The following is a 23,542-nucleotide window of genomic DNA, read 5'->3' on the forward strand; positions in this document are numbered from 1 at the left end:
TGATGCTGGATGCACCGCCGCCATCGCGAGCACGCTCCCACAATAGGCTTGCGGTGCGCGCCTGTAGGAGCAAGCTTGCTCGCGATGGCGTCCGTACAATCAATACAGGTCAGCTGCGGGCGAATTCCACCGCTTTGCCAAACTGCTCCTCGGTCGGTCGCACCCCGGTGTACAGCACAAACTGCTCCAGCGCCTGAATCGCGATGACTTCGAGCCCGGTGATCAACCGCTTGCCTTCAGCCCGGCCGCGCACAATCAGCGGTGTTTCCGAGGGAACTGCCACCACGTCGAAGACCGTTTCCGCCTGGGCGATGGCATCCGCCTCGAAGGCCAATTGATCGGCCTCCAGACCACCGGTCATACCGATCGGCGTGACGTTGATCAGCATCTGCGGACGTCGGCCACCCAGCTCCGCTTGCCATTCGTACCCCAATGATCGCGCCAATGCCTGCCCAGCGTGCTCGTTGCGGGCCACAATCACGCCGTTTTTATAGCCGCCATCGCGCAAGGCGCTAGCAACCGCTTTGGCCATGCCGCCGCTGCCACGCAGGGCAAAGGTCGAATCCTTGGGCACTTCGTGGGTTCGCAGCAGTTGAGCGATAGCGATGTAATCGGTGTTGTAGGCTTTCAGATGGCCATCGGAGTTGACGATTGTATTGATCGATTGAATGGCGGCCGCCGATGCATCCAGCTCATCGACCAAAGCAATACAGGCTTCCTTGAACGGCATCGACACACCGCACCCACGGATCCGTAGTGCTCGAATTCCGGCGACTGCGCCAGGCAGATCCTGACTGGCGAAGGCCTTGTAATAGAAATTCAGGCCCAGTTGTTCATACAGATGATTGTGAAATCTGAGGCCAAAGTTCCCTGGCCGCCCGGAAAGCGACATGCACAACTGGGTGTCTTTGTTGGGGTTCATCTGCATGAAAATCTCCTTCAAACGCACTTTCGGATGGACGGGATTAGCCAGCCCACCGGTTCTGATCGATCATATTTGTGCAGCTGTTCGCGGCCTGTCACGACCGTCAGCAAACCGGTACAGACCTTACACAAAATTTACCCACCGGCTGTGCTGTTTTTCGGAAAAAAGCTGTCTTAGATGTATCCCCGCGACAATCCTTGTATCTATCGCAGACACAAGCGCCGGGTCGAAGAAACGAGGAACTATCATGATCCGTAAAATCCCCACAGTTGCCTTGCTGATCAGCGCACTCGCTATCACAGGTCAGGCGCAAGCCCATGGTGGTGGTAATGATGCGGCGGTATACGGAGCGATTGTCGGTACTGCCATCGTCGGCTCGGCCCTGATCAACGCCAATCGACCGGTGTATGTCGCACCCCAACCGGTCTACGCCCAGCCCGCGCCGGTCTATTACGCACCGCCACCTCCGGTTTACTACCAGCCGGCGCCGGTCTACGTGCAACAACCGATCTACTATCGCCCGGCCCCGGTTTATTACGGTCCGCCTCGTGGTTATTACGGCCCACCTCGCGGCTACTATGGCCCACCCCACGGTTACGGCCGCTGGTAACAGGTTCATCAAGCCCCGCTTTCTGTGCGGGGCTTTTTATTGCGAGCGTAAAAATCTGTCTCCCACACACCGCCATTCGTCGTCGCAGGTCTGGATAAATCTCGTCAAGGTCGCTCTGGGAACAGCCCGATCGACACCGATTGGAAAAACTGTCCGTCAAACAGTTGATAAGAACAAGGACGACCTCATGCCCACACAAAACCCGCACCGCATTGTCGGTTTGTGCACCTGCGCCAAGGTGTACAACGTACTGACCGAACTCAAGCAACTGGAAGGCCACCGCAGCGCCAAGTTTCTTTCGCTGCTGACCAGGAACCTGGTGCGCAAAGGCCTGCTCAGCGAGCAGGAAGTGGTTCATATGCTCGATCAGGTGGTCGACTGACCGACAGCCGGTCGATTGCCCACTGCGGCATCAATGTCCACTATCGAACGCGTTGATTTTTCGTTGCCGCTCCAGAACCGTAAGGTAGCTCCATAGATTAATGGAGGTACTTATGATGTCTCAGATTCAGATCATGTCCGTTATCGGCAGCGCCGTTCCCGCCTCACTCAGAGAACTGGGCATGCTTGCCTGCTGGTATCTGGTGCAGGACGGCGAGCCAATCAGCGGCCCACTCACTTCGCTGCCCGCCGCCAGGGCGATGTCGCAACAAATCGGCACCGGTCGGCCCGGGCAACTCAGCGCCTAAGGCAGCTGAACACGCGGTTTGGTCTCGATGAAAATGGCCCAGCTCGACATGAAAAGGGCCGCGATCAACGGGCCGATGACGAAGCCGTTCAGGCCAAAAATCGCCAGGCCGCCGAGGGTCGAGATCAGGATCATGTAGTCCGGCATCTTGGTGTCCTTGCCCACCAGGATCGGACGTAATACGTTATCCACCAGCCCGATCACCAACACACCGAACAACACCAGCGTCACCCCTTGCCAGATCGCTCCTGTGAACAGGAAGAACGCAGCAACCGGCGCCCAGATAATCCCCGCCCCCACCGCTGGCAACAATGACAGAAACGCCATCAACACCGCCCAGATCAATGCACTGGGAATCTCCAGAAACCAGAAAATCAAACCGCCCAGGGCGCCTTGGGTAATGGCGACCACCAGGTTGCCTTTTACCGTCGCCCGCACCACCCGATTGAACTTGAGCTGCAACCGACGCTTCTGGCTTTCCTCCAGTGGCACGGCCATGCGCACCTTGCGTGCGAGTTCCGCACCGTCGCGCAGGAAGAAAAACAGCAGGTACAACATGATGAAAAAACTGACGATGAACTCGAATGTTCCCTGACCAAAACTGAAGGCCTGGGTGGCGACGAACTCGTTACCGGTCATGGCGCTCTTGATGATTTTCTCGCGAAGCCCATTGAGCTCACCCATGCCGAAGCGGTCGAGCAGATGCTGGAAGTACGGCGGCAGGCTGTGCTTGAACTGCGCTACATAGCCGGCGATGTCCAACTCGCCGCTTTCGATGTTCTTGTAGAGCGCCGTTCCCTCCTGGACCAGGAAGATACTCAGGATAATCACCGGCAGAATCGCAATCAGCAGACAGATGCTCAGTGTGAGCAACGAGGTGAGATTGCGCTGCCAGCCGAATTTCAGCTGCAGCTGACGTTGCAAGGGCGCGAAGAGAATACCGAGGATCACCGCCCAGAACACCGCACCGTAGAACGGCAGCAGTATCCAGATGAACGCAACACTCACCAGCAACAGCAAGATGGCCAACGATTTGTCTTTGAGCGTCTCTTTGTTCATGTCCGATCCATGCCAGTGCGCCGGGACGCGAAGGTACGCCCTGATGCTTAGGCCACTGCAGCGCGCACGAGTGCCATCCGTTGGTGAATAAAGCATAGATCCAGATCAATAAGTCCTCGGACCAAGGGGGTTACCCTGCGCGACTTTTGCGATCGACTCACCATGAATCTCATTGCTCCGGAACTGCTTGCCCCCGCCGGCACCCTGAAAAACATGCGTTACGCCTTCGCCTACGGCGCCGATGCGGTGTACGCCGGCCAGCCGCGCTACAGCCTGCGCGTGCGTAACAACGAATTCGATCACGCCAACCTGGCCCTCGGCATTCGCGAGGCCCAGGCTCAGGGCAAGCGCTTTTACGTAGTGGTGAACATCGCGCCGCACAACGCCAAGCTCAAAACCTTCCTCAAGGACCTGGCACCGATCATTGCCATGGCGCCGGACGCCCTGATCATGTCCGACCCCGGTTTGATCATGCTGGTGCGCCGTCACTACCCGCAGATGCCGATACACCTCTCGGTACAGGCCAACACGGTCAACTGGGCCAGTGTCGAGTTCTGGCAGCAACAGGGGTTGAGCCGGATCATCCTGTCGCGGGAGCTGTCCCTGGAGGAAATCGCCGAAATTCGCCAGCAAGTCCCGGCCATGGAGCTGGAAGTGTTCGTCCACGGCGCGTTGTGCATGGCCTATTCGGGTCGTTGCCTGTTGTCGGGTTACATGAACAAGCGCGACGCCAACCAGGGCAGTTGCACCAATGCCTGCCGCTGGAAATATGCGGCGCAACCGGCCACGGAAAATCTCGCCGGGGACATCGTTCAACTCTTTCAACCGGAACCGACACTGGGTCTCGGTGCCCCCACCGAGCAGTTGTTTCTGCTGCAGGAAGCCAATCGCCCCGATGAACTGATGCCCGCCTTCGAAGACGAACACGGCACCTACATCATGAACGCCAAGGACCTGCGCGCCGTGCAGCATGTCGAGCGCTTGACGCAAATGGGCGTGCATTCACTGAAAATCGAAGGCCGGACCAAATCGCACTTCTACTGTGCAAGAACCACGCAAGTGTACCGTCGGGCCATCGACGATGCAGTGGTCGGTCGCGAGTTCGACCGCAGTCTGATGACCGACCTGGAGTCCCTCGCCCAACGCGGCTACACCGAAGGTTTCCTGCGTCGGCACGTGCATGACGAGTACCAGAATTACCAGAACGGCAGCTCGGTGTCGGAACGGCAGCAATTCGTCGGCGAACTGACCGGCGAGCGACGGGACCGGTTGGCGGAGGTCAAGGTGAAGAACCGCTTTGCCCTGGGCGATCACATGGAACTGATGACGCCCAGGGGTAATTTTCACTTCGATCTGCATCAACTGAACAATGTCAAAGGCGACGCGATTGACGTGGCTCCGGGGGATGGGCATACGGTGTATTTACCGATACCGGATGCGGTGGATTTAAGTTTTGGCCTGCTGATGCGCGATGTGCGCCTGACCTGACCATCAACAACACCGGAGCCGGAATTACTCGGTAATCTTCTCGAAGTTGCGGTAGAACAGGTCGTCGTCTCGGCTGTCGGTCATGGAATGCAACTGGTAGCTGCGATTGAGCCGTGCACCGCCGTCTCGGGTCAGTGGCGACCAGACAAGGTTGGCGCGGCGCATGGTCGACATGCTCATCAGTTCGTCGAACGGAATAGACAGGTAGATGCCTTTGTCGAAACTACCCTCTCCGTATTCTGCACCGGTTGCGGTGGTGATGGTTGCCCAGGCACCAAACCGTACGCCGTTGGAAAACTCCCGTGAGATGTCCAGCGTGCCACCCCAGTCGCCGGCCAGGTAACGCCCGACGCTGATGGCTGCCAGCGTATCGTAGGGCAAGTCGGTGTAGCCGGTGATGTGACCGGTCACCACCGAGTAATCACGCAAACCAAACCCCTGGTCAAAATCACGCTGACGGACGTAATTCAGGTCCGCCCCCAATGACCAGCGCTCACCGGTCGGACGAAACAGCACCTCGCCCCCCACACCAGCAAACATCGACTCCATATAGCCGCCGTACACCATGCCGTACAGGTCTTTGTCCAACTGCTCGGCATGGCTGACCTGGAACAGCGGCATGGTCACATCGGAGGTGGTCATATACTGGCGCAAGTCCGTGCGCACACGCGGCAAGCCGCTGGGCGCGTCATAGGTGAACTTGTCGAAGTTGTTGATCAGGTTGGCACTGAGCAAGCCACTCCACCAGGTGTTGCGGTTGAACCGGTACTCGGCGTCCGCATCGGCGCTGAATTGATAGAGCAGGCCATCGGGGCCGCCCACGTTCTGCTTGAATCCCAACCCGACGCCATAAGCGAATGCCTGCGGCGCTTCGGTGTAGAGGGTTTTCTCGTTGTGCGGCATCGCCGGGTTGATCTCGGTGGTGCGGTGCAGCGTTTGCAGCGGCTCCTCGTTGTTGATCACTTCGCGAAAGGTTTGCCGAGGCACACTGGTCTCTTCAAGCGGCAGGTCGTAGCGCTTGTTGACCACGGTGAACCAGTCGATCTCGTCGTTGACGCTGTTGTCCAGAATCCGGCTCGCACGGCCTACGCCTTTGGCCGAATGGAAGTAACGCTGCTGCTCGCCATACACGATCAATTCGGAATCGCGCTGACTGATGCGCTCGACCTTGTACCCGGCATTTTGCTGCAGGCGCCGTGACACATCGGCCCAATTGACCTGATCCAACTCGGTGCTCGGCGCTTTCGCCGGCAATGGCTCAGCCGGTGGATCGAACGTCTTCGCCGGTGCCTTTCGGCTGACGAAGTTGGTGTGAAAGGTGACGCCGAACATCGCCGTGTTGCCACGTTCCCACGCCGCGCTGAAATCGACCGAGTCAGTCAGCTTGAACACCGCGCCGAGGTTGATCGGCGAGTCCTGCTTGATCTCGTTGTCCTTCGGCTCGTTCTTGTAATCGTTGCCCTCGTATTCGAGTTTCAGACTGAGCCGATCCCAAGGCGTCTGATAGCTTACGCCGCCGAAAAAGGAAGGGCTGCCGCGAAAGTACGCACCGGCGTTAACGTCACCGGTCCCTTCACTGTCCGGTCGGGTCTTGAAGCGATCATCGATATAGCCCAACGGGTTTTCGAAATCGCCGCGATTGCCCAGGTAACCCCAGGCAATCCCGGCGCTGAAGTCAAGGTTGTCGTAGCGCTTGTTGGCCACCACGAACTCACTGGAAAACAAGCCCGTACCACCGATGTCCCGGAAGCCCACGGCCACTTCGGGCGCCCAATGGGTTTCTTCCCATACGCGGGCTTTGAGGTCGACCGCCTTGTCCTTATAGCTCTGGCTGCCGCTCAGCGATTCGGGGCCGTAAGGGCGGTTGGTGATCGCGGTGTAGCGGAACGACCCTTCGAGCCATTCAAGCGGCTGTAGTGAAACGCTGTAACGGCTGTAGGGATCGGTGCGGTTGGCATTGAGGCTCAATTCACCGGCCGGCGCCATTCGGGCCGTCGGCGTTTGCAACAGGCCCGCACCACCGAAATCATTCTGGGTAATACGCGGTTCTGCATAGGCCAAACCACACGGAAACAACAACACGGCTGCAAAACGTAAATTCAACGAACCACCTCAGCCAGCTGCGTGGCAATAAATTCGGCCAACTGCTGATTCAGTTCAGGGATAGGCGGATCAAGGTCATCGTTTTTGACCGGGACCAGAATCTTGCTTCCGGCGGCCGGTATCTGCCCGCTCTCGCGATTCCAGTGCGCAATGCCGACTCGCCGGGAGACGCCGTTGGGCTGGATCAACCACAGGTAATCGGCGTCAGCGTCCTCGAGCGGCGCACAGCCTTGCAGGTAATCGCGGGCTTCTTGCAGCGCTTGATAGGGCAACCGGCAAGGTTCGGCGACAGCGCCAAACACCTCGACCTCATCGACCCGCAGCGGATAGATCAGACGGTCACCGTCGTCCAGGCGAATGTTGCGGGCGAACCCGACTTCCACGGCGACCGGGTCCAGAACGGCCACCTGGCGCCCGGTGACCGGCATGCGCCTGACGTCCTCGGCCAGACGCACCGCCAGGGCGGCCCGGCTCGGCCTGTCGAAGAGCATGGCCATACGCTGCAACACGTCCAGATCAAACAGCACGCCGGCCTTGAGTCGGGTCTGTTGTTCAATCAGCGACTGCCGCAGCAAAACGCCCGCCAACCAGTAACTTTCGGCATTGGGTTGTGCCACGTTGATCACGTCGAGCAATCGTCCGCCCGCAGGCAGTTCGACCGCTCCCGGGTTGGCAACGTCACCGGTGACGGTGACCGCCGCCTGGCTCACGCCGGTGATCAACAGCAGGCACGCCGATAACGCTCTGACCCGCTTCAAGGCGCATGCCTGCGATCAGGGGTCAGTTGAACAATCCTGACCCGCAACTGCGAAGTCAGTTGCTGTTCACTCTGCACAATGAAACCGTCAACGGGATCGACCCAATAACGATTGGTCGCATGCAGGCCGATGGCCGGCGCGTCAATCTGCTCGTCGACACGCAGCACGGCGTATTCCTTGTTGAGGATTTCGAGGGTTTCCATGGATTGGCGGGAGAAGCGGCTGTTCAAGGTCACCCCGACTTCCTGGCCCTGGTAGAGGTCAATCCAGCGCTGGCTGGTGTAGCCATCCGGCACTTGATGAAGACCTTTCTTGAAGGGCGAGACCGCTGCAAGGCGCGTCCCGTCCAGATCGCCGCCCAGGCCCAGGCCGATGCTGCGCACCGCCAGGCCATCGCGCATCAGCAGCACCTGCTTGCCGGACGCGACCCAGAACTGCAGGTCGCCGCGCTCACGCACCAACGCCAGCACGCCGGAACCGGACGGCGTGGTCAGCTTGAGCTGGGGATAGCGAACATCCGCCACCTGGGCTGCCGTCACGTCCAGTTCATCCGGCCCCGTCACCGCCGACTTAAAGTTGGTCAAGGAAGCGACCATCAGCGGGTTACAGCCACACAACATCAAGGCCGCTATCAAGCAGACGCCAACATTCAACGTTCTCACGATCGGACCCGGCCTTAATTGCTGTTGCTGCTGACTTCGCTCATGTTCTTCGCCGCAGACGCGCCCGTACCGACAATCGCTGCCGACGGCACCAATTGGCTGACGAAGCGATTCCAGCGAGTCACGTTGGCAGGACCTACGTAGACAACGTCCTGGGGACGTACTTCAAAGTGCGTGGCCAGCGCCATGGCGGTCGGTGACTGGGCTTGCAACTGGTAGACCTTCGCCGGCTCCACATCGAGGTTTTCAACACCCCTGATCACGTACACGGCGTTGCCGTTGGAGGTGGTCTGACTCAATCCGCCGACCGATCCCAGCACATCGGACAGGTTCATGGTGGCGGTCTTGAAACTCAATGCGCGTGGCTGGTTGACTTCGCCCATGACGTAGATGCGTTTCTTGTCGTTGTACGGCAGATAGAGCTGATCGCCACCCTTGAGATAGACATTCTGCAACTGCGAATCCGGCTGATTGAGCGTGTCGAGACTGAGCGTGTACACCCGCCCGTTTCGCGTCAGCAAAAGACCGGACAAGTCGGCACTCGTCGTATCGATACCGGCTGTACCGAGGGCCTCGACCACACTCAACGGATTGGTGGAAATCGCCTGCGGACCGGCCTTGGCAACGGCGCCCGTCACCACGACTTTCTGACTGGAAAAGCGCCACACGGCGACATCCACCTGCGGGTCGGCGATGAAGGCCGACAGCCTTTCTTCGATGTCCGATCGCAGTTGCTGGACGGTCTTGCCGGCCGCCTGCACCTCTTTGATAAACGGGTAGTAGAGCGTGCCATCGGCACGGACCAGGCGACCGTTGGCATCGATCTGCTGTTGCGCGCCGGAGGGTGCGGTCAGCTCCGGGTGGTCCCAGACCGTGATGTACAGCACATCGTTACTGCCGATGCGGTACTCGGCCGGGGCCGCCAACAGTTCCGTCGGCACGGACTCACGCTTTTGCGTGGCCCTGTTCATGGCGATGAGCTTGGGCGTGATCGGAATGAGCTCGACTCGGCTGCTCTCACTGGCGCCCTGGCGTGTGATATCACTGGTGCTCAGGTATTGGCCGGGGGAAAACATGCAACCTTGTAAAGCGATGCTTGCCAACATTAAAAGAGAAAAACTACGAGTCATAATGGCACTACGCTATTCAAGGGCGAATCTAAAACAAAGTCACCCGACTTGCGTCGGGCGACCCTGTACTGCACTAACCGATGTTCCGGTTAGTTATGCGTGCCGGTGGTACCAGTGGTACCTGTCGTACCCGTGGTACCGCCGTTGGCACTTCCACCGCTGTTGGACGCCGCTACAGCGCTGGCGACCATTGCAGTACTGGCTGCTGTGGCTTGAGTCGCCGCCACGTTACCCAATACATTGGTCGCTGCTGTAAGCGGCGCTTCAACCGCGCCGGCCCAGTTGCTCACCATCGACAACAGGGCAATTGCCATCACTTTCTTCATATCAACTCCTTTCTAACATTCAACCCGATCGAAACCGTGTGTGTGTTAGAGGTGGTAGCGTTCAAGTCCGCAAAAGAGCGAACAAGAGCCGTTGTTCTTTCACAGTCTTACCCAACTGATAAAGTCGAACGGCAGGTTTATATCTACGGACTTGCAAATGGCATTGCCAGTGTATTTTGCAGACGATATCTAACAACCTGACTGAAAATAACATTGAGCTAAATCGCCATCATTTCTCGTAGCCCTTGGGATGATTCGATTGCCAGCGCCAAGTGTCGGTGACCATGTCCTGCAAGTTGCGTGTGGCTTTCCAGCCCAGCTCTTTCGCCGCTTTGGAAGCATCTGCCCAACTCTGGGCAATGTCACCCGAACGTCGCGGCATCATCCGATACGGCACCGGCTGCCCGCACGCCTGTTCAAACGCGCGCAGCACTTGCATCACGCTGTAGCCATCGCCCGTACCGAGATTCCAGGTATGAACGCCAATACGCCCGGTAATGGATTGCAAAGCCTTGAGATGCCCGTCCGCGAGGTCCACGACATGGATGTAGTCACGCACGCCAGTGCCGTCGACCGTGGGGTAATCGTTGCCGAAGATCGACAGCTCTTTCAGGCTGCCAACCGCCACCTGGCTGATATAGGGCACCAGGTTGTTGGGAATGCCATTGGGGTCTTCGCCCAACTGACCGCTTTGATGCGCGCCGATCGGGTTGAAATACCGCAACAGGGCGATGCTCCAGCGCGGATCGGCCAGGCTCAGGTCACGCAGCACGTTTTCGACAATCAGCTTGGATTGACCGTAGGGATTGGTCGGGATGCCCGTGGGGAAATCCTCGCGGATCGGCATCTGCTCCGGCGCGCCGTATACCGTTGCCGATGAACTGAACACCAGGCGAAACACGCCAGCAGCGGCCATCGCCTGACACAGCGTGATACTGCCGCTGACGTTGGTCTCGTAATACTCAAGCGGCTTGCGCACGCTCTCGCCCACGGCCTTGAGCCCGGCAAAGTGCAGGACGGCATCAATGGCATGCTCTTGGAAAATCCGCTCGAGCAAAGCCCGGTCGCGCACATCGCCGCGAACCATCAGTGCACTTTTGCCGCAAATACCTTCTACTGCATGCAATGCCGCGTCGCTGCTGTTGCAAAGATTATCCAGCACTACAACTTCATAGCCTGCTTCAAGCAGCGCGAGTGTGGTGTGCGAGCCGATATAACCGGCTCCACCCGTTACCAGAATTTTCATAGTGCGGTCCATAGTGGCAGAAGTGCGTGTCAAGCCTCTCTTGTCAAAGATGTGTGCTGAACCACACAAACAAGAGCGACAACAACCCAAAACAAAATTAGTTCAACGACTGGCAATAAATTTTTTTGCAGGTCAAACTGTAGTGCGGGATACTTATTAGCACTCCGACGACTTCACCACTATCAACAGATACCGACTAAAAATAACCAATAACTATTAAACCGACATCTCATAACATTGTCGTGTTATTCGCACATTGCTATTTGCCACTAACGGCCCGACTCAGGTATTAAAGCAAGCCTTCAATAATCATTGAAACTTGCAATCACTCATTATTGTGCGCACCCGTTGGCTGTGTTCCATGACTGTCCAGGATACTTTTATGATTCGTAAATGTTTGTTCCCCGCTGCCGGCTATGGCACGCGTTTCTTGCCGGCGACCAAAGCCATGCCCAAGGAAATGCTGCCCATCGTCAACAAGCCATTGATCGAGTACGCCGTCGAAGAGGCACGCGACGCCGGCTTGCAGCACATGGCAATCGTCACCGGCCGGGGCAAGCGCGCGCTGGAAGACCACTTCGATATCAGCTACGAGCTCGAGCACCAGATTCGCGGCACCGAGAAAGAGAAGTTCCTGGCCGGCACCCGCGAGCTCATCGACACCTGCACCTTCTCCTACACCCGTCAGGTGGAAATGAAGGGCCTGGGCCACGCGATTCACAGTGGCCGCCCGTTGATCGGTGACGAACCCTTCGCCGTGGTTTTGGCCGATGACCTGTGCCTGAACCTGGAGGGTGATGGAGTTCTCGCGCAAATGATCGAGCTCTACAAAAAATTCCGCTGCTCGATCGTGGCCATCCAGGAAGTGCCGCGCGACCAGACCCACAAGTACGGCGTGATCGCCGGCGAGCTGATCTCCGATGGGATTTACCGGGTCAACAACATGGTGGAAAAACCCGCTCCGCAAGACGCGCCATCCAACCTGGCAATCATCGGCCGCTACATTCTGACGCCGGATATCTTTGACCTGATCGCCGATACGCAACCGGGTAAAGGCGGGGAAATCCAGATCACCGACGCACTGATGAAACAGGCGCAGAACGGTTGCGTGCTGGCCTACAAGTTCAAGGGCTTGCGCTTCGATTGCGGTGACGCCGAGGGTTACTTGCAGGCGACCAACTTCTGCTACGACAACGTGTACCTCAAGGGCCGCTGAGAACGCTCCAATACCCGACGCCCACTCTTCATTCAGGCAGGCCAACCATGAACATTGAAAAACTCTCGGCATACATTGCAATGGAGGTGGGCAACCTCGGGGTGATGTCCTCGTTATCGCGACATCAGCGGTTGCCGAGCGCCAACGAGTCCTGGCTCGGCCCCACGCTGCTGGTGGAGCGAATCGGCTTGTTTCCCGCCTCCGGAGACATCCGCCGGCCGATGCTCGATCCCTATCCCCTCCTCGCTCACCTGAAAAGACTTTATCGCGGGCAGGCGCTGGAGATGGATGACCGTGACGGGCTGAAATTGATTTTCAGTGACTGGCGATTCCGAGTGCGCATTTGCTGCAACGATCCGGCCATCATCATCAACGTGGAGACCCGTTGTGCTACGCAACTGATGCCGCTCAAGACAGCAGAGCTGCTCGCTCATCTGGAGACATTCGAAATTTGCCGCAGCATCCTGTAGGAGCTGCCGAAGGCTGCGATCCTTTGACATGATCCTGAAAAAAATCAAAAGATCGCAGCCTTCGGCAGCTCCTACATCAAGCCAGCACCACAGCGGTCCTGCTCACCAACAATCCAGCTATAGAAATAGTCAGCGATCACCCGCCCACCCGTGGCCGGAACCGGATGAATCTTGTCCGGGCCGATCATGGTGGCAGCATAGCGCTTGAAATCGGTGCCGAACGCGCACTGCAGATTGGCGTAACCGAGGTGTTCCTTGCGTGCCCAGGGTTCCAGGACTTGCGCATAGGCTGACATCGGGTAAGCACTGGAACGCGTCGTGTCCTGACGCAGGATCAGGTTGATGCTCGCCGCCGGTTGAATCTCGCGCACCATCCCCACCAAACCCTGAATGTTCTTCAGGTACTCCTCGGGTTTCACGCCAAAACCCTGGTCGTTACCGCCCAGCATGATCAGGTAGATGTCTGCGGGAATCTTCGACACCACCGTCTTCCACTGCGCTTGCCAATGCTCATCACTGTGGTAAAAGTCAGCGGACGCCGCGCCGGACGCTGCGAGTTTGGATACCCGCACACCGCCCTGATCGTTTGTTATCCACAGGCCGAAGAGCGTTGGCGCGCCTTTCACCACTTCCAGCCGGAACGACCAGTCTTTCGCTGCCGATGTGCCAGGCAGTGACACTTCCTGAACCCCCTCGCCCGCCAGCGTCAATGGCTGCCAGGTTTGCGAAGGGCTCCAGCGGTAACGAATCTCATGAGGTTCGTCATTGCCGAGGTAGAGTAATTTCGCCTGGGTGACCGCCGTATCGATGGCCGCTATCGAACTGGCATCAATCTCCAGCCAGGCACCGGGTCGACCCGACACGGTGCGACTGTCGGGGCTGGCCTGTCCAAGGCCGGACACCTGCCAGTCACCGCCGAAGTACTGATCGCTGCTGCGAGTGTATTTGTAATGCGTACCGCCGAGCGCCGCACCGTGGTTGAGGCCGACATAGCCGGGCCCTGCGAAACCCGCCTCCCCGGCCAGCCGCTGCACCAGTTTGTTCAAATAGAAATCCTGTCCCGCGCTGTAGCTGTCGCCGATCACCGAGATGGACAGAACCTTCCCGGCTTTACCTTCGCGCCACTGACCAAAGCGCTCGCGAGCGTCGCCGACTTCGACCACTGACGTCGCAACAGGCCGGACGTCATCCACTGCCAACATGCTTCGCTTCCTTCACTTGGAGAAACATCAAGTCTGAGACACCGGGACGATATTCGCCGCTGGTTTTTTGGCTGCTGCCCGCTCTCCCAGAAACAGCACGGAGGTGAAGTTGAACCGACTGAAAACGATCGACAGAACCACCGGCCCCAGCAAACCACACGCCACACCACCGAGCACCAGAACGCTTTCGTCCTTCACGCCCAAGCGCCCCAGGACAAACCGCGATGTGGCCGCAAACAGCACATGAAACAGGAAGATCGCGTAGGAGTACCCACCGAGCCAGGTCAACCACTTCGAGCGCATGTCACTGGACAGCAACGCAATGCAGGACACGCAACCCACGGTCAAACCGATCAGGCTGCGGCGGTCGACAATCAACTCGCGATCAATCGCCGCCACGTACAGCAGCGTCAGCGAGATCAACACAAACACCAACGGCCCGATCACCTTGAACCGTTGCTTGAACGCATCGACATTTTCCTGGCCAATCATCCCTGCTACGAAAAACGGTAGCAGGTAGATCGCGCCATTAATGCCGAACGCATCGAGCTTGAACGGCGGTAATAAAAACAGTACCGCCGCAAAGGCAAACAGAAGATACAAGCGCGTCGCCGAACGCAGCAAACCACGCCACTCCAGCAGGCCGACAAACATGAAAATGATGAACACCGCCTGCAAAAACCAGAAGTGGTTGATCGGCACCCAGAACGATAACAACGCATCGATCACACCGACGTCCTTGTTCACCCCCGGCCCTACCGCCTGCAACACCGAGAACGGCACGCCCACGCAAAACAGCGGCACGATCAGCCGTCGCACCTTACCGGCAAAGAACGCCGAAAAGTCATTGCCGCGGATTTTGTAGATCGAATAGATGTAGCCCGAGATGAAGGTGAACAGCGGCATGCGCACGTACACCATGGAATCGGCGATCACCCGGAACGGCGAGCCGAGGTCTATTTTCAAACCACCGCCCAACGGACCGATCACGTGATAGAGCACCAGCAACAGACATGCCAGTCCGCGCAGGGTTTCGATCTCCAGGGACTTTTTATTGCTCGACATAAAGCACCCGCCTCAATTCAGAACTCTTGATTCAACCTGCATCGGTTTGTTCGCTCGCAGCATCAATCCCAGGCCCACGAACAACACGGGCACCACCATCGAGAAGTGCCGGGCGAAGGAACCGAAGTCCGGCTCGAACAGACCTTGAACCAGCAGAAATGCCAACGGAATCGCGATCAGCTCCTTGGGCTTGGTCTGGATCGGCGCGCCCTTGTAATCGGTCGAGGTGATGACTTTGAACAGCAGCAACGCGGTCATGATCATCAACGCCACGAAGATCACCTGCCCCGGTCCTGACAGCAAAATCAGCTCCACCGGGAACGACAGCCGGAAGAAGATGATCATCGAATCCAGCGCTTGCGAGACAAAGTCGCTGCCACTGAGCCACGAGACAATCAACGACTTGGACCCCTCCTCGCCCGCCGTGCGCAGTTCGTTGTTGCTGGCGCGAATCGACGACACCGGAAACCCGAGCGCCACCTGAATCGCCATTGCAACTGCGAGGTAGAACAGGAACAGCATCAGGAAGAAGGTGAAACGCGAGACGTACTTCTTCATCACGCAGACGCCGACCCACGACAGTGAAAACAAAATCCAGTAGGGGCGGATCAGTACGCCGTAGATCACCGCCGAGAGGAAAAATCCGCCGCGATATTTGCGCGTCAACGAACTGAGCAAAATGCTCAACACCGCCACCGACACAATGATTTCCTTGGTCAGATTTTCAAGGAAAAACGAGCGAACGATGCCCCACAGACACAGGGTGCCGAAAATCGTCAGCGGCATTCGCCGGAAGACCACCACCGGAATCGCCGTGAGGAAAAAATTGCAGAACATGCCATAGGCCCAGGCATTGGTCAGATTGATCCCGGTGGGCCGCAACAGAAACGCCGAACACTCATAGGAAGAGCGATCCGGCGAAAACGGGTTCCAGAAATTGCAGTTGTCGGCACGGGCGTATGACGACCACAAGGTCATGGCATCGGGGCCGGGATCGCGGGGAATCAACAGCGGCATGGCCACTGACAGAAACAACCCGGTGAACAGGATCAGGAACGAAATCGAGGAATCGAGTTTTCTGCCGCGAAACTCGATGCACGGCAGCTTCAACCCCATGCCAGAGCCCCTTTCGGACGGGTCACACGGGTCAGCACGGCAATCACGCCGAGCTGCACGATGATCGCAAAGACGTTGCCCCAGGCGGCGCCGTAGATCGAATAGTGCTTGATCAGCACGTAGCTGACCGGTACCGAAACCAACAAGCAGATCGCCGCACTGGCCAGTGAAACCCGACTGTTCTTCGAAGCAATCAACCCGCCCCAGACGATGTCCCCAATGGCACGCAGGGCGAAGGAAAAAATCAGCACGCCAAGGATCGCGTTATCCGGACGCGGCACTGTCGTGGCGACGTAATCGAGCACGACATTGAAGAACAGATAAATCAGCACAGCCACCGCGGCGGACACCGCCAGCGAGCGCATGACCCATTTGTTCACGAACAGTTGCCGGACCGTAAACGGCTGTTGATTCGCCTGAAACCGCTTGGCGAGCACCGGAATGCCGACCACCGCCACCACCGCGTAAGACAATGCCTGCAAGGTGTTGGCCGCCGACCAGGCGTACACGTATTGACCGAGGCTGGCGTAGGGTTCGATGTCGATGATCAGAAAGCGTTCGGCGTACTGACTCAACGCGATCAACCCGGTGCCGAGATAGAACGGCAACCCGGCTTTCCACACCGTGGCCGTGGCCGGCGTCCCGCTGGCTCGACCCTTGTGCACGTTCGCCACAATCAGGTAACCGGCGACGATCACCAACACGTTGGCGACGACCCACAGCCACAACACGTCGGCGACTCCCGACACCCAGCCGAGCATCATCGCGCCCACCGCCAACAGCGCCCACAGGCCAGTCTTGATAAAAAACAGCAGCGCGCCCGCCGTGGCTTTTTGCGCGGAAAACACGAACGAGTTGATTTCGAACGACAGGTGCTCAGTGAGTAAAACCAGCGTCACACAGAGGATCAGTGCGGTCGGCGCGACAACCTGTTGGAACAGTGAATACATCAACACCGTCACCACCGACAACACCAGCCCCACCGCCAGATACAGCAGCAGCACTTTGTCAATCACTCCCCGCGAACTGCCGCCAACGCTGATCAGCCGATTGATCTCGGAACTGAAACCAACGCTGTAGAACTTCGACGCAATCAACGAGGCAGCGACCACCACGCCGTAAAGGCCAAGCGCTTCATAACCCAGGTAGTGGGTGATGGCGAGCACCAGCAGAAACTTCGCGCCCAATGCCCCGCCCCGGAGCAACAACCGGAATATCATCGAACGATGCCTTTGATAATCTCGTCCATGGCCACGGCTTTCGCTTCGATCTCGCGACAGGTGTCGGTCAGGCGCTTGCCAAAATCGGACAATGCGTTCGGCGCGTAAACCGTGTTGATGATGGTGTCGACATCGATATCGCCGCCGTTGATCACCCAGTCTTCCACACCCATGTCCTGATAGGCGCCGAAGCCTTTTCTCTCGTAGCTGATGTGGTACGCCGGCACACCGGACAGCAGCGATTCGATGGCGCCGTGCAAGCGCACGGAAATCACCAGATCCGGCTGAAACCTGGCCAGCGTCGCCTTCAATGGCAGCAGGTCTTCGGTAATGCCCAATTCGCGATAGAACGCACCGTCATCGTTGCCGCGAACGGCGCTCTGGACCGCGCAAACCACCTTGCTTTTGTTCTTCAAGCGCTGCAGCAGCAACTTCAGGTTGGCCACGTAGGCAACTTTCTTTTCCTTGCTCCACGCCGGCGGCTTGCGCAGCACCACGCACACCGTTGCCGGCGAAGACGCGCAATGGGTGAACTTGGGTTGCATGAGGATTTTGCCGGCCAATGACTGGACTGCCAGATCAGGCGCGCGGTAGACATTTTCACAGGCATCGAAAATTGCCGAGGAGCGGTTATCGCGCACAAACACCGCATCGGCGCGCGCGTAGTGCTCGACGATCTTGCTGCTTTCGCCATGAAACGGCCCGATGCTTTGCGGCAGGTACACCGACGGTACTTTACTGAGGATCGCCGTTTCCAGTTGCTTGGCGTGGCCCAGTTTCAACTTGATGTGTTCGAAGGCACTTTTCGAGCGCATGTAGCCGCCGCCGACTCCAACGATCAAATCGGTCTTTTTCAACAGGTCAGCCAGACCAGCGTAAGACTGATTGAGAAACACCGCTTGCTTGACCCGGCCCAAGCCCTTGGCCGCCATCACCGGCGCGTCGAAACGCTTGTGCGGCAAGTAATTGAAGGAGTCGGGATCTGAGGCCACGACACTGATCGAAGTCTCTTCTCCAAAATTGCGCTGCACCAGGGCAATGGCCAGATCGACGAGCAGACCGTCACCGGAGTTGGACGCGCTATAGCCATGCAAAATCGTTACGTTCATAAGCTTGAGTTCTACTTAAAAAGAGGGGGCGCGATACAGGTCGTAGGTCTGGCGGATCATCAACGCGGCGCTGAAGCGCTCGCGCACGATGCTGCGACCTTCGCTGCCAAGGTCAAGCAACCGTGGCTTCTGGATTTTCGTCAGCACATCGGCCAGCGCCTGGTGGTCACCGGTGGGGAAAACGTAGCCGGACACCTCATGGGAGACCAGCTCGGGCAACGACGTGCAATTGCTGGCAATTACCGGCAGGCCCATGGCCATGCCTTCCAGCGGCACCATGGCAAAACCTTCCCAGCGACTGGGCACAATCAACGCATCGGCTTGCTGGTACAGCGCCTGCACTTCGCTCGGCGTGACCCAAGGCAAATATTCAACCGCGTCCATCGGTGGACATTCGACCGAATCCTCGTTGACGGCACTGCCCACCACCGTCAATTTCAGATCGGTGCGCTGCACATTAGCGAAGGCCTTGAGCAGCACGTCGAAGCCTTTCTGATAATCGAGGCGGCCGACGAAGAGCAGATGAATCGGCTCGGGGCTGGTGGTTTTCGGCGTGTCATCCTTGCGGTGAATGCCGTTGTAGATCAGCTTCATGCGCTGGCGCTCAATGCCAAACCGCGCCGCTTTGTCGAGTTCGTACTGGCTGACGCAGATGATCACGTCGGTGACCTTCTGCAACACCCGCTCGATCCATGCGTAGGCTTTCTGCTTGGTCGGGGAGCTTTCCATCAGAAATGAAAAAGCATGCGGGCAGTAGACGATTTTCGGCTTGCGCCAAGGTCGCAACAGGACGCAGACGCAACGGCCGATCACCCCGGAAAAGGTGCTGTGCAAATGCACCACATCGGGTTTTTCCTTGAGCATCACCTGGGTCAGTCGCCAGGCGAAACGCAGCAATGACGGCACATTGCGGCCAGTCCTGGCAAAGGTACGAATCTGCTGCGCAGGGATGCCGTGCAGCTCCTTTTCCTGATCCTGTGGCACTAGATAGACCAGCTCATAGTTAGCCGCGTCATCTTCGGGCGAAGTCGAAATCGTGCGGATAACGGTCGCCACACCACCTTTTATCGTTTCAGCCACGTGCAGTATTTTTTTCACAGTCCACCCACTTGCATGCATGTAAGAAAAATCGCTGAAACTCAGGATTTGTCGGACGCGTATTCGTAGTTGTAATAGCCGTAGCCGCCGTTGCCGTAATAGCTCGCAGCACGCTTCTCGACGCCGTTGAAAACGGCGCCCTTCAACTCGATGCCGTTCTGTGCGAATCGTCGAATCGTCAACTCGACTTCTTTGGCCGGGTTCACCCCGAAACGGGTGACTATCAGGCTGATGCCCGCTTCACGGCCGACAATCGCCGCGTCTGTCACCGCCAGCAGCGGTGGCGTGTCGATGATCACCACGTCGTAAAGCTCACTGAGCTGTGCCAACAATTCGCGAAAATTGGCGTGCATCAGCAGTTCTGAAGGATTGGGCGGAACCTGACCGCGACTGATGAAATACAGGTTGTCGACTTCGACCTGGTTGATCGCCTGCTCGATAGTGCAGCGCTTGACCAACAGGTCCGACAAACCATTGGTGATCGGTGTGTTCAGCGTCTTGTGCAGGTGACCTTTGCGCATATCGGCATCGATCAGCACCACCCGCTGACCGCTCTGCGCCATGACCGCCGCGAGGTTGGAAGAGACAAAGGTTTTGCCCACCTGGGGGCTGGGCCCGGAAATCATGATCCGGTTATTGGTCGAGTCCAGACCGGCAAAGTGCAGGCAGGTGCGCAAACTGCGGATCGACTCGATGGACAAGTCCGTCGGGTTGCGCAGCGCCAACAGGTAGGCCGGTTTGTCCGACGCGCCCTTCGAGCGCAGTTTTTTACTGTCCTCTTCCTGTTGCAACGCGCTGTATGGAATTGACGCGTACACCGGCAAGCCGAGTTGCTCGATGGCTTCCGGACCTTCCAGGCCGCGACTCAGGGACTTGCGCAGCAACACCAGCGCCACCGCGAAAAAGGCGCCGAGAAAGGTTGCAATCAGCACGATCAGTGCCTTGCGCGGCTTGACCGGGTTGGTCATGTCGACATCCGCCGTGTCGACCAATCGCACGTTGCCCACCGCCCCTGCCCGGACGATGTCCAGTTCCTGGGATTTGTTCAGCAGTTGCGTGTAGATCTGCGACGCCACTTCTACATCGCGGGTCAGGTTCAGCAGCTCCTGTTGTGTGGCAGGCAGGTCCTGTGCCTTGCTCTCCAGCGTCTTCTGCTGTTGGGTCAATTCGCCGATCTGGGTCATCAAGGCGCGGTACGCCGGATGCTGTTTGGTGAATTTGCGATCCATCTCCGCCTGTTGCATTTTCAGTTCAGAGATACGGGTGTCCAGACTGACGACCTGTTCCAGCACCGATTGGGTTTCCAGGGAAATGTTGACCGTCTTGCCGCGGGTTTGATAACCGTTGAGCGCATCGCTGGCCTTGGCCAGGTCGCGTTTGACTTGCGGCAGCTGACCTTGCAGGAACGCCAGGCTCTGCGCCGCTTCCGCCGACGTGCGTTGTACGTTCTGCTGCACATATAACGCAGCGACTTTATTGAGAATCCTCACCGCCTCGGCCGCGTCGGTGCTGGCCAGGGCCAAGCGAATAATCCCCGACTCCTTGCCTTGCTCGGAAATATCCAGCGCATCCTGGTAACTCTGGATGGTCACGATCCGTGGGTTGCGCACCACTTCGAAGCGGGTGCCAGGGTTGGCCGACAGCTGAGCGACCTGCCCCTCTATCCCGCCCTGCGCGAACGCCTCGCCAGCGACACCTGCGACCAGCAAGTTGTCGTTTTCATCGAACAACTGGAATCGACCCTGCTCGCCGGCGACCAGCGTGAGCTTCTTGCCAAGCATTTCTTTTGGCAAATTGAGCCGGGTGATCTCCAGGCGCTCACCGCCCCAGGCGTAGCTGTTCAGACCGAAACGCGGTGCCGCTACGCTGAACTCGGTCTCGCCGCGATAACGCCGGGCGAAAAAACCGCCAATCACCGGGAAGGTGTTGGGGGTGACGTCGATATCAAGGCGAAGATCATCGACAGTTTTGCCGATCACCGCGCGGGACTTGATGATGCCAATCTCGGTCACCGACGGCGATTGTCCGCCTAACATGCTGTTGAGGTCGGAAAAACCGAGCATGTCGTTCTTTTTCGGCTCGACCTGCACCAGCGCGTTCGCCATGTACACCGGCGTCGACAAAACCGCGTAGGCAACGCCGGTCATCATGAACGCTCCGGTGAGCGCACCTATTAACCATTTCTGGTCAACCAAAGAACCAAAAATGCCGAGAAGATCAATACTGTCTTGATCGTTGTCCCGGGTGCCGATTACTGACGGTAACTGCATAAGTTTGTTCTTACCATTCACTGATCTGAAGGATATTCATCAATGTCCGAGGCGCTGCGCCCATGAGCAAACAGCATCTTCAATCAATGCATGGGCATGAATAAAAGCGGCCTTTCCCTGACGATACGGATCCTGTATTTCTCGCTCGCTTTGCCATTTACCGAGCAGAAACACTTTGCCCCGCGCATGGGCGGCAATGTTCAGTACTTGTTTTACATGGGCTTGTTCCATGACCAGAATCAGGTCTGATTCATTCACGATATCCGCTGTAATTTGCCGTGCCTTAAACCCTTGGGCACTGTGCCCATACTCTTCCAGCACCTGGAGCGCCACCGGCTCCATGGCCTCACCGACCCTTGCTGCAAGGCCCGCAGAGGTCACACTGATGGCTGAAGGGGCCAGTGCGTTACGCAGCAAAGTTTCTGCTGTCGGACTTCGGCAGATATTGCCAACGCAGACGACAAGGATCTTTTTGAACAAGGTTACTTTCCTGGATAATATCAATAGGCCAACATCTAGATGTGGACTTGAGTGAATCCACAGACCTTGCGGCACGCACAAATAGATTCGCCCTGTTAATACAAGTGTATTAAGTACCACAGCACTTAATAGCTCCCAACCAGAATTAGCGGACCAAAAATAACTGTGATTTTCCGGCAATCATTACCTGACAAAAAATAACATTCACGCACTTTGTGATTTCGTCGCTCTCGAAATGAAAGGAATGAATAAATGATTGGCGAGTGCCATTACCATCCAGGAGAGCAGACATGAGATCAGTACATTTCAAATGGCTCACCGCCTCGACCCTGTTGATGCTCAGTACGGTAAATCAGGTTCACGCCAACGACGTGTTCCCCGTACTTGCCGCGAACAAAACCATTGGCGTCCAAGTGAAGATCCAGACCTTCTCCCCTTCCGATGCCGAGCAGATCAAAGCCGCCGGGTTCGGCTTCGTGCGCTTTGGCGTATGGACCAATAGCCTGGGCGGCCCGGCGTATCAAAAGCAGATCAGCGACGCCTTTGCCGCGGCAAAATCCGCCGGGCTGCCGGTACTGATGACCGTTCGCTCGACCAAGTCGCTGCTCTCCGGGCCCGGCAACATCAATGAACTGGCCGCCGCGGGTGAGTCGTTTGCCAACTCGGTGATGAGTCTGGAGAAATCCTATGGCACGCAGCTCGTCGCGATTGAAATATGGAACGAGCCGGACCTGGAAACGTACTGGCCAACGGGCCATTTCGACACCACGTTTGTTCCAATCATGAGTGCCGTATGCAGGTCGCAGCAGGACACGCTGCAATCGACGCCGCTGATTGGCTTCGGCTTCGCCCGCCCGCCGAGTGCCGGAACGGCGTCAACCGTTGCGTTGAACAGCATCGTCAGTGAATACCCCAAGTGTCTCAGCGCAATCTCCTATCACCCTTATGGGATGTCGGGCGCGCAGATAAGCACTGCGCAGACGTTCATTCAACAGAACTTCAACCTACCGGGCGTCATCAGTGAATGGGGCGTTCCCTCGCTCAACTCCAACGGCGGGATCGAGGCGCAGGCCGGCAAAATCAGCGGTTTCATCGCCGAGGTCAAAAGGCTCAACATCCCGCTTACTTCGATCTATGAGTGGAAAAACAGTCAAACTGGCAGCAATGAACGGGAGAGAAATTTCGGTTTGCTGACTGCTGGCGGTCAACCGAAACCAGCGAGCGTGGCTGCCTCAACCCAGTTGAATGACCAGTAGGACATCCGTAAACGGCGGGCTGACGGTCAGTTGCTTTGAACCTGT

At 57.6% G+C, this 23,542-nt stretch carries 23 protein-coding genes; 7 read left to right on the top strand and 16 right to left on the bottom strand.

Annotated elements, in window-relative coordinates:
* Nucleotides 1-109: 109 nt before the first annotated feature.
* Entirely contained in the window at nucleotides 110-928 is an 819-nt protein-coding gene (locus tag QMK58_RS20775) for a shikimate 5-dehydrogenase (protein WP_053161546.1), read from the bottom strand.
* Nucleotides 929-1,172: 244 nt separating this feature from the next.
* On the opposite strand from QMK58_RS20775, the gene QMK58_RS20780 reads away from it, so the two are divergent.
* The 3 genes from QMK58_RS20780 to QMK58_RS20790 all read left to right on the top strand — a co-directional run bounded on the left by QMK58_RS20780 (nucleotide 1,173) and on the right by QMK58_RS20790 (nucleotide 2,224).
* Nucleotides 1,173-1,535, top strand: a complete 363-nt coding sequence (locus QMK58_RS20780; RefSeq protein ID WP_053161547.1) for a hypothetical protein — start codon at nucleotides 1,173-1,175, stop codon at nucleotides 1,533-1,535.
* 187 nt (nucleotides 1,536-1,722) lie between these two features.
* Nucleotides 1,723-1,917, top strand: coding sequence for a hypothetical protein (locus tag QMK58_RS20785; protein WP_053161548.1), 195 nt, complete (start codon nucleotides 1,723-1,725; stop codon nucleotides 1,915-1,917).
* Between the two features lie 115 nt (nucleotides 1,918-2,032).
* Nucleotides 2,033-2,224, top strand: coding sequence for a hypothetical protein (locus QMK58_RS20790; RefSeq protein ID WP_053161658.1), 192 nt, complete (start codon nucleotides 2,033-2,035; stop codon nucleotides 2,222-2,224).
* Here QMK58_RS20790 and QMK58_RS20795 read toward each other — a convergent pair.
* A complete protein-coding gene (locus QMK58_RS20795; protein ID WP_320395354.1) occupies nucleotides 2,221-3,282 on the bottom strand; it encodes an AI-2E family transporter in 1,062 nt (353 codons plus the stop codon). The genes QMK58_RS20790 and QMK58_RS20795 overlap by 4 nt on opposite strands.
* A gap of 162 nt (nucleotides 3,283-3,444) precedes the next feature.
* Between QMK58_RS20795 and yegQ the strand changes: the two genes are divergently transcribed.
* The gene (gene yegQ, locus QMK58_RS20800; protein ID WP_320395355.1) at nucleotides 3,445-4,770 is read left to right on the top strand and encodes a tRNA 5-hydroxyuridine modification protein YegQ; all 1,326 of its coding nucleotides are present in this window, start codon (nucleotides 3,445-3,447) and stop codon (nucleotides 4,768-4,770) included.
* 24 nt (nucleotides 4,771-4,794) lie between these two features.
* Here yegQ and QMK58_RS20805 read toward each other — a convergent pair whose 3' ends face one another.
* The 6 genes from QMK58_RS20805 to galE all read right to left on the bottom strand — a co-directional run bounded on the left by QMK58_RS20805 (nucleotide 4,795) and on the right by galE (nucleotide 10,995).
* Complete coding sequence (locus QMK58_RS20805) at nucleotides 4,795-6,873, bottom strand: YjbH domain-containing protein (protein ID WP_053161550.1); 2,079 nt, start codon at nucleotides 6,871-6,873, stop codon at nucleotides 4,795-4,797.
* Nucleotides 6,870-7,631 carry a capsule biosynthesis GfcC family protein gene (locus QMK58_RS20810; RefSeq protein WP_053161551.1) on the bottom strand — a complete coding sequence of 254 codons (762 nt, stop codon included), beginning with the start codon at nucleotides 7,629-7,631 and terminating at the stop codon, nucleotides 6,870-6,872. Before QMK58_RS20810 ends, QMK58_RS20805 begins: the two co-directional genes overlap by 4 nt.
* Complete coding sequence (locus QMK58_RS20815; protein WP_320395356.1) at nucleotides 7,628-8,293, bottom strand: YjbF family lipoprotein; 666 nt, start codon at nucleotides 8,291-8,293, stop codon at nucleotides 7,628-7,630. The genes QMK58_RS20810 and QMK58_RS20815 overlap by 4 nt, the downstream gene beginning before the upstream one ends.
* Before the next feature lie 14 nt (nucleotides 8,294-8,307).
* Nucleotides 8,308-9,369, bottom strand: coding sequence for a polysaccharide biosynthesis/export family protein (locus QMK58_RS20820; protein ID WP_053161553.1), 1,062 nt, complete (start codon nucleotides 9,367-9,369; stop codon nucleotides 8,308-8,310).
* 143 nt (nucleotides 9,370-9,512) lie between these two features.
* Nucleotides 9,513-9,749 carry a hypothetical protein gene (locus QMK58_RS20825; protein ID WP_053161554.1) on the bottom strand — a complete coding sequence of 79 codons (237 nt, stop codon included), beginning with the start codon at nucleotides 9,747-9,749 and terminating at the stop codon, nucleotides 9,513-9,515.
* Between the two features lie 229 nt (nucleotides 9,750-9,978).
* Entirely contained in the window at nucleotides 9,979-10,995 is a 1,017-nt protein-coding gene (galE, locus tag QMK58_RS20830) for a UDP-glucose 4-epimerase GalE (protein WP_053161555.1), read from the bottom strand.
* A 382-nt stretch (nucleotides 10,996-11,377) separates the two neighbouring features.
* Here galE and galU point away from each other — a divergent pair, with 382 nt between their 5' ends.
* Nucleotides 11,378-12,211 carry a UTP--glucose-1-phosphate uridylyltransferase GalU gene (gene galU, locus QMK58_RS20835; protein WP_320395357.1) on the top strand — a complete coding sequence of 278 codons (834 nt, stop codon included), beginning with the start codon at nucleotides 11,378-11,380 and terminating at the stop codon, nucleotides 12,209-12,211.
* A 47-nt stretch (nucleotides 12,212-12,258) separates the two neighbouring features.
* Complete coding sequence (locus tag QMK58_RS20840; protein ID WP_053161557.1) at nucleotides 12,259-12,681, top strand: mannose-1-phosphate guanylyltransferase; 423 nt, start codon at nucleotides 12,259-12,261, stop codon at nucleotides 12,679-12,681.
* A gap of 71 nt (nucleotides 12,682-12,752) precedes the next feature.
* Here the strand turns inward: QMK58_RS20840 and QMK58_RS20845 are convergent, their stop codons facing one another.
* The 8 genes from QMK58_RS20845 to QMK58_RS20880 are packed head-to-tail and all read right to left on the bottom strand — an operon-like array spanning nucleotide 12,753 to nucleotide 22,241.
* Nucleotides 12,753-13,883: an SGNH/GDSL hydrolase family protein gene (locus QMK58_RS20845; RefSeq protein ID WP_320395358.1), complete on the bottom strand. Its 1,131-nt coding sequence runs from the start codon at nucleotides 13,881-13,883 to the stop codon at nucleotides 12,753-12,755.
* Nucleotides 13,884-13,910: 27 nt separating this feature from the next.
* On the bottom strand, nucleotides 13,911-14,948 hold the full coding sequence (locus tag QMK58_RS20850; RefSeq protein ID WP_053161559.1) for an acyltransferase family protein: 1,038 nt from the start codon (nucleotides 14,946-14,948) through the stop codon (nucleotides 13,911-13,913).
* Between the two features lie 12 nt (nucleotides 14,949-14,960).
* The gene (locus QMK58_RS20855) at nucleotides 14,961-16,064 is read right to left on the bottom strand and encodes a hypothetical protein (RefSeq protein ID WP_053161560.1); all 1,104 of its coding nucleotides are present in this window, start codon (nucleotides 16,062-16,064) and stop codon (nucleotides 14,961-14,963) included.
* A complete protein-coding gene (locus QMK58_RS20860) occupies nucleotides 16,055-17,284 on the bottom strand; it encodes a polysaccharide biosynthesis C-terminal domain-containing protein (RefSeq protein ID WP_053161561.1) in 1,230 nt (409 codons plus the stop codon). The genes QMK58_RS20855 and QMK58_RS20860 overlap by 10 nt, the downstream gene beginning before the upstream one ends.
* Nucleotides 17,281-18,393, bottom strand: coding sequence for a polysaccharide pyruvyl transferase family protein (locus QMK58_RS20865; protein WP_053161562.1), 1,113 nt, complete (start codon nucleotides 18,391-18,393; stop codon nucleotides 17,281-17,283). Before QMK58_RS20865 ends, QMK58_RS20860 begins: the two co-directional genes overlap by 4 nt.
* Nucleotides 18,394-18,408: 15 nt before the next feature.
* Entirely contained in the window at nucleotides 18,409-19,491 is a 1,083-nt protein-coding gene (locus QMK58_RS20870; protein ID WP_053161563.1) for a glycosyltransferase, read from the bottom strand.
* Between the two features lie 41 nt (nucleotides 19,492-19,532).
* A complete protein-coding gene (locus QMK58_RS20875; protein ID WP_320395359.1) occupies nucleotides 19,533-21,761 on the bottom strand; it encodes a polysaccharide biosynthesis tyrosine autokinase in 2,229 nt (742 codons plus the stop codon).
* A 39-nt stretch (nucleotides 21,762-21,800) separates the two neighbouring features.
* Entirely contained in the window at nucleotides 21,801-22,241 is a 441-nt protein-coding gene (locus tag QMK58_RS20880) for a low molecular weight protein-tyrosine-phosphatase (protein ID WP_053161565.1), read from the bottom strand.
* Nucleotides 22,242-22,531: 290 nt separating this feature from the next.
* Between QMK58_RS20880 and QMK58_RS20885 the strand changes: the two genes are divergently transcribed.
* A complete protein-coding gene (locus tag QMK58_RS20885; RefSeq protein WP_053161566.1) occupies nucleotides 22,532-23,497 on the top strand; it encodes a hypothetical protein in 966 nt (321 codons plus the stop codon).
* Nucleotides 23,498-23,542 lie beyond the last annotated feature (45 nt).

The organism is Pseudomonas sp. P8_241 (assembly GCF_034008315.1).
Classification (GTDB): domain Bacteria; phylum Pseudomonadota; class Gammaproteobacteria; order Pseudomonadales; family Pseudomonadaceae; genus Aquipseudomonas.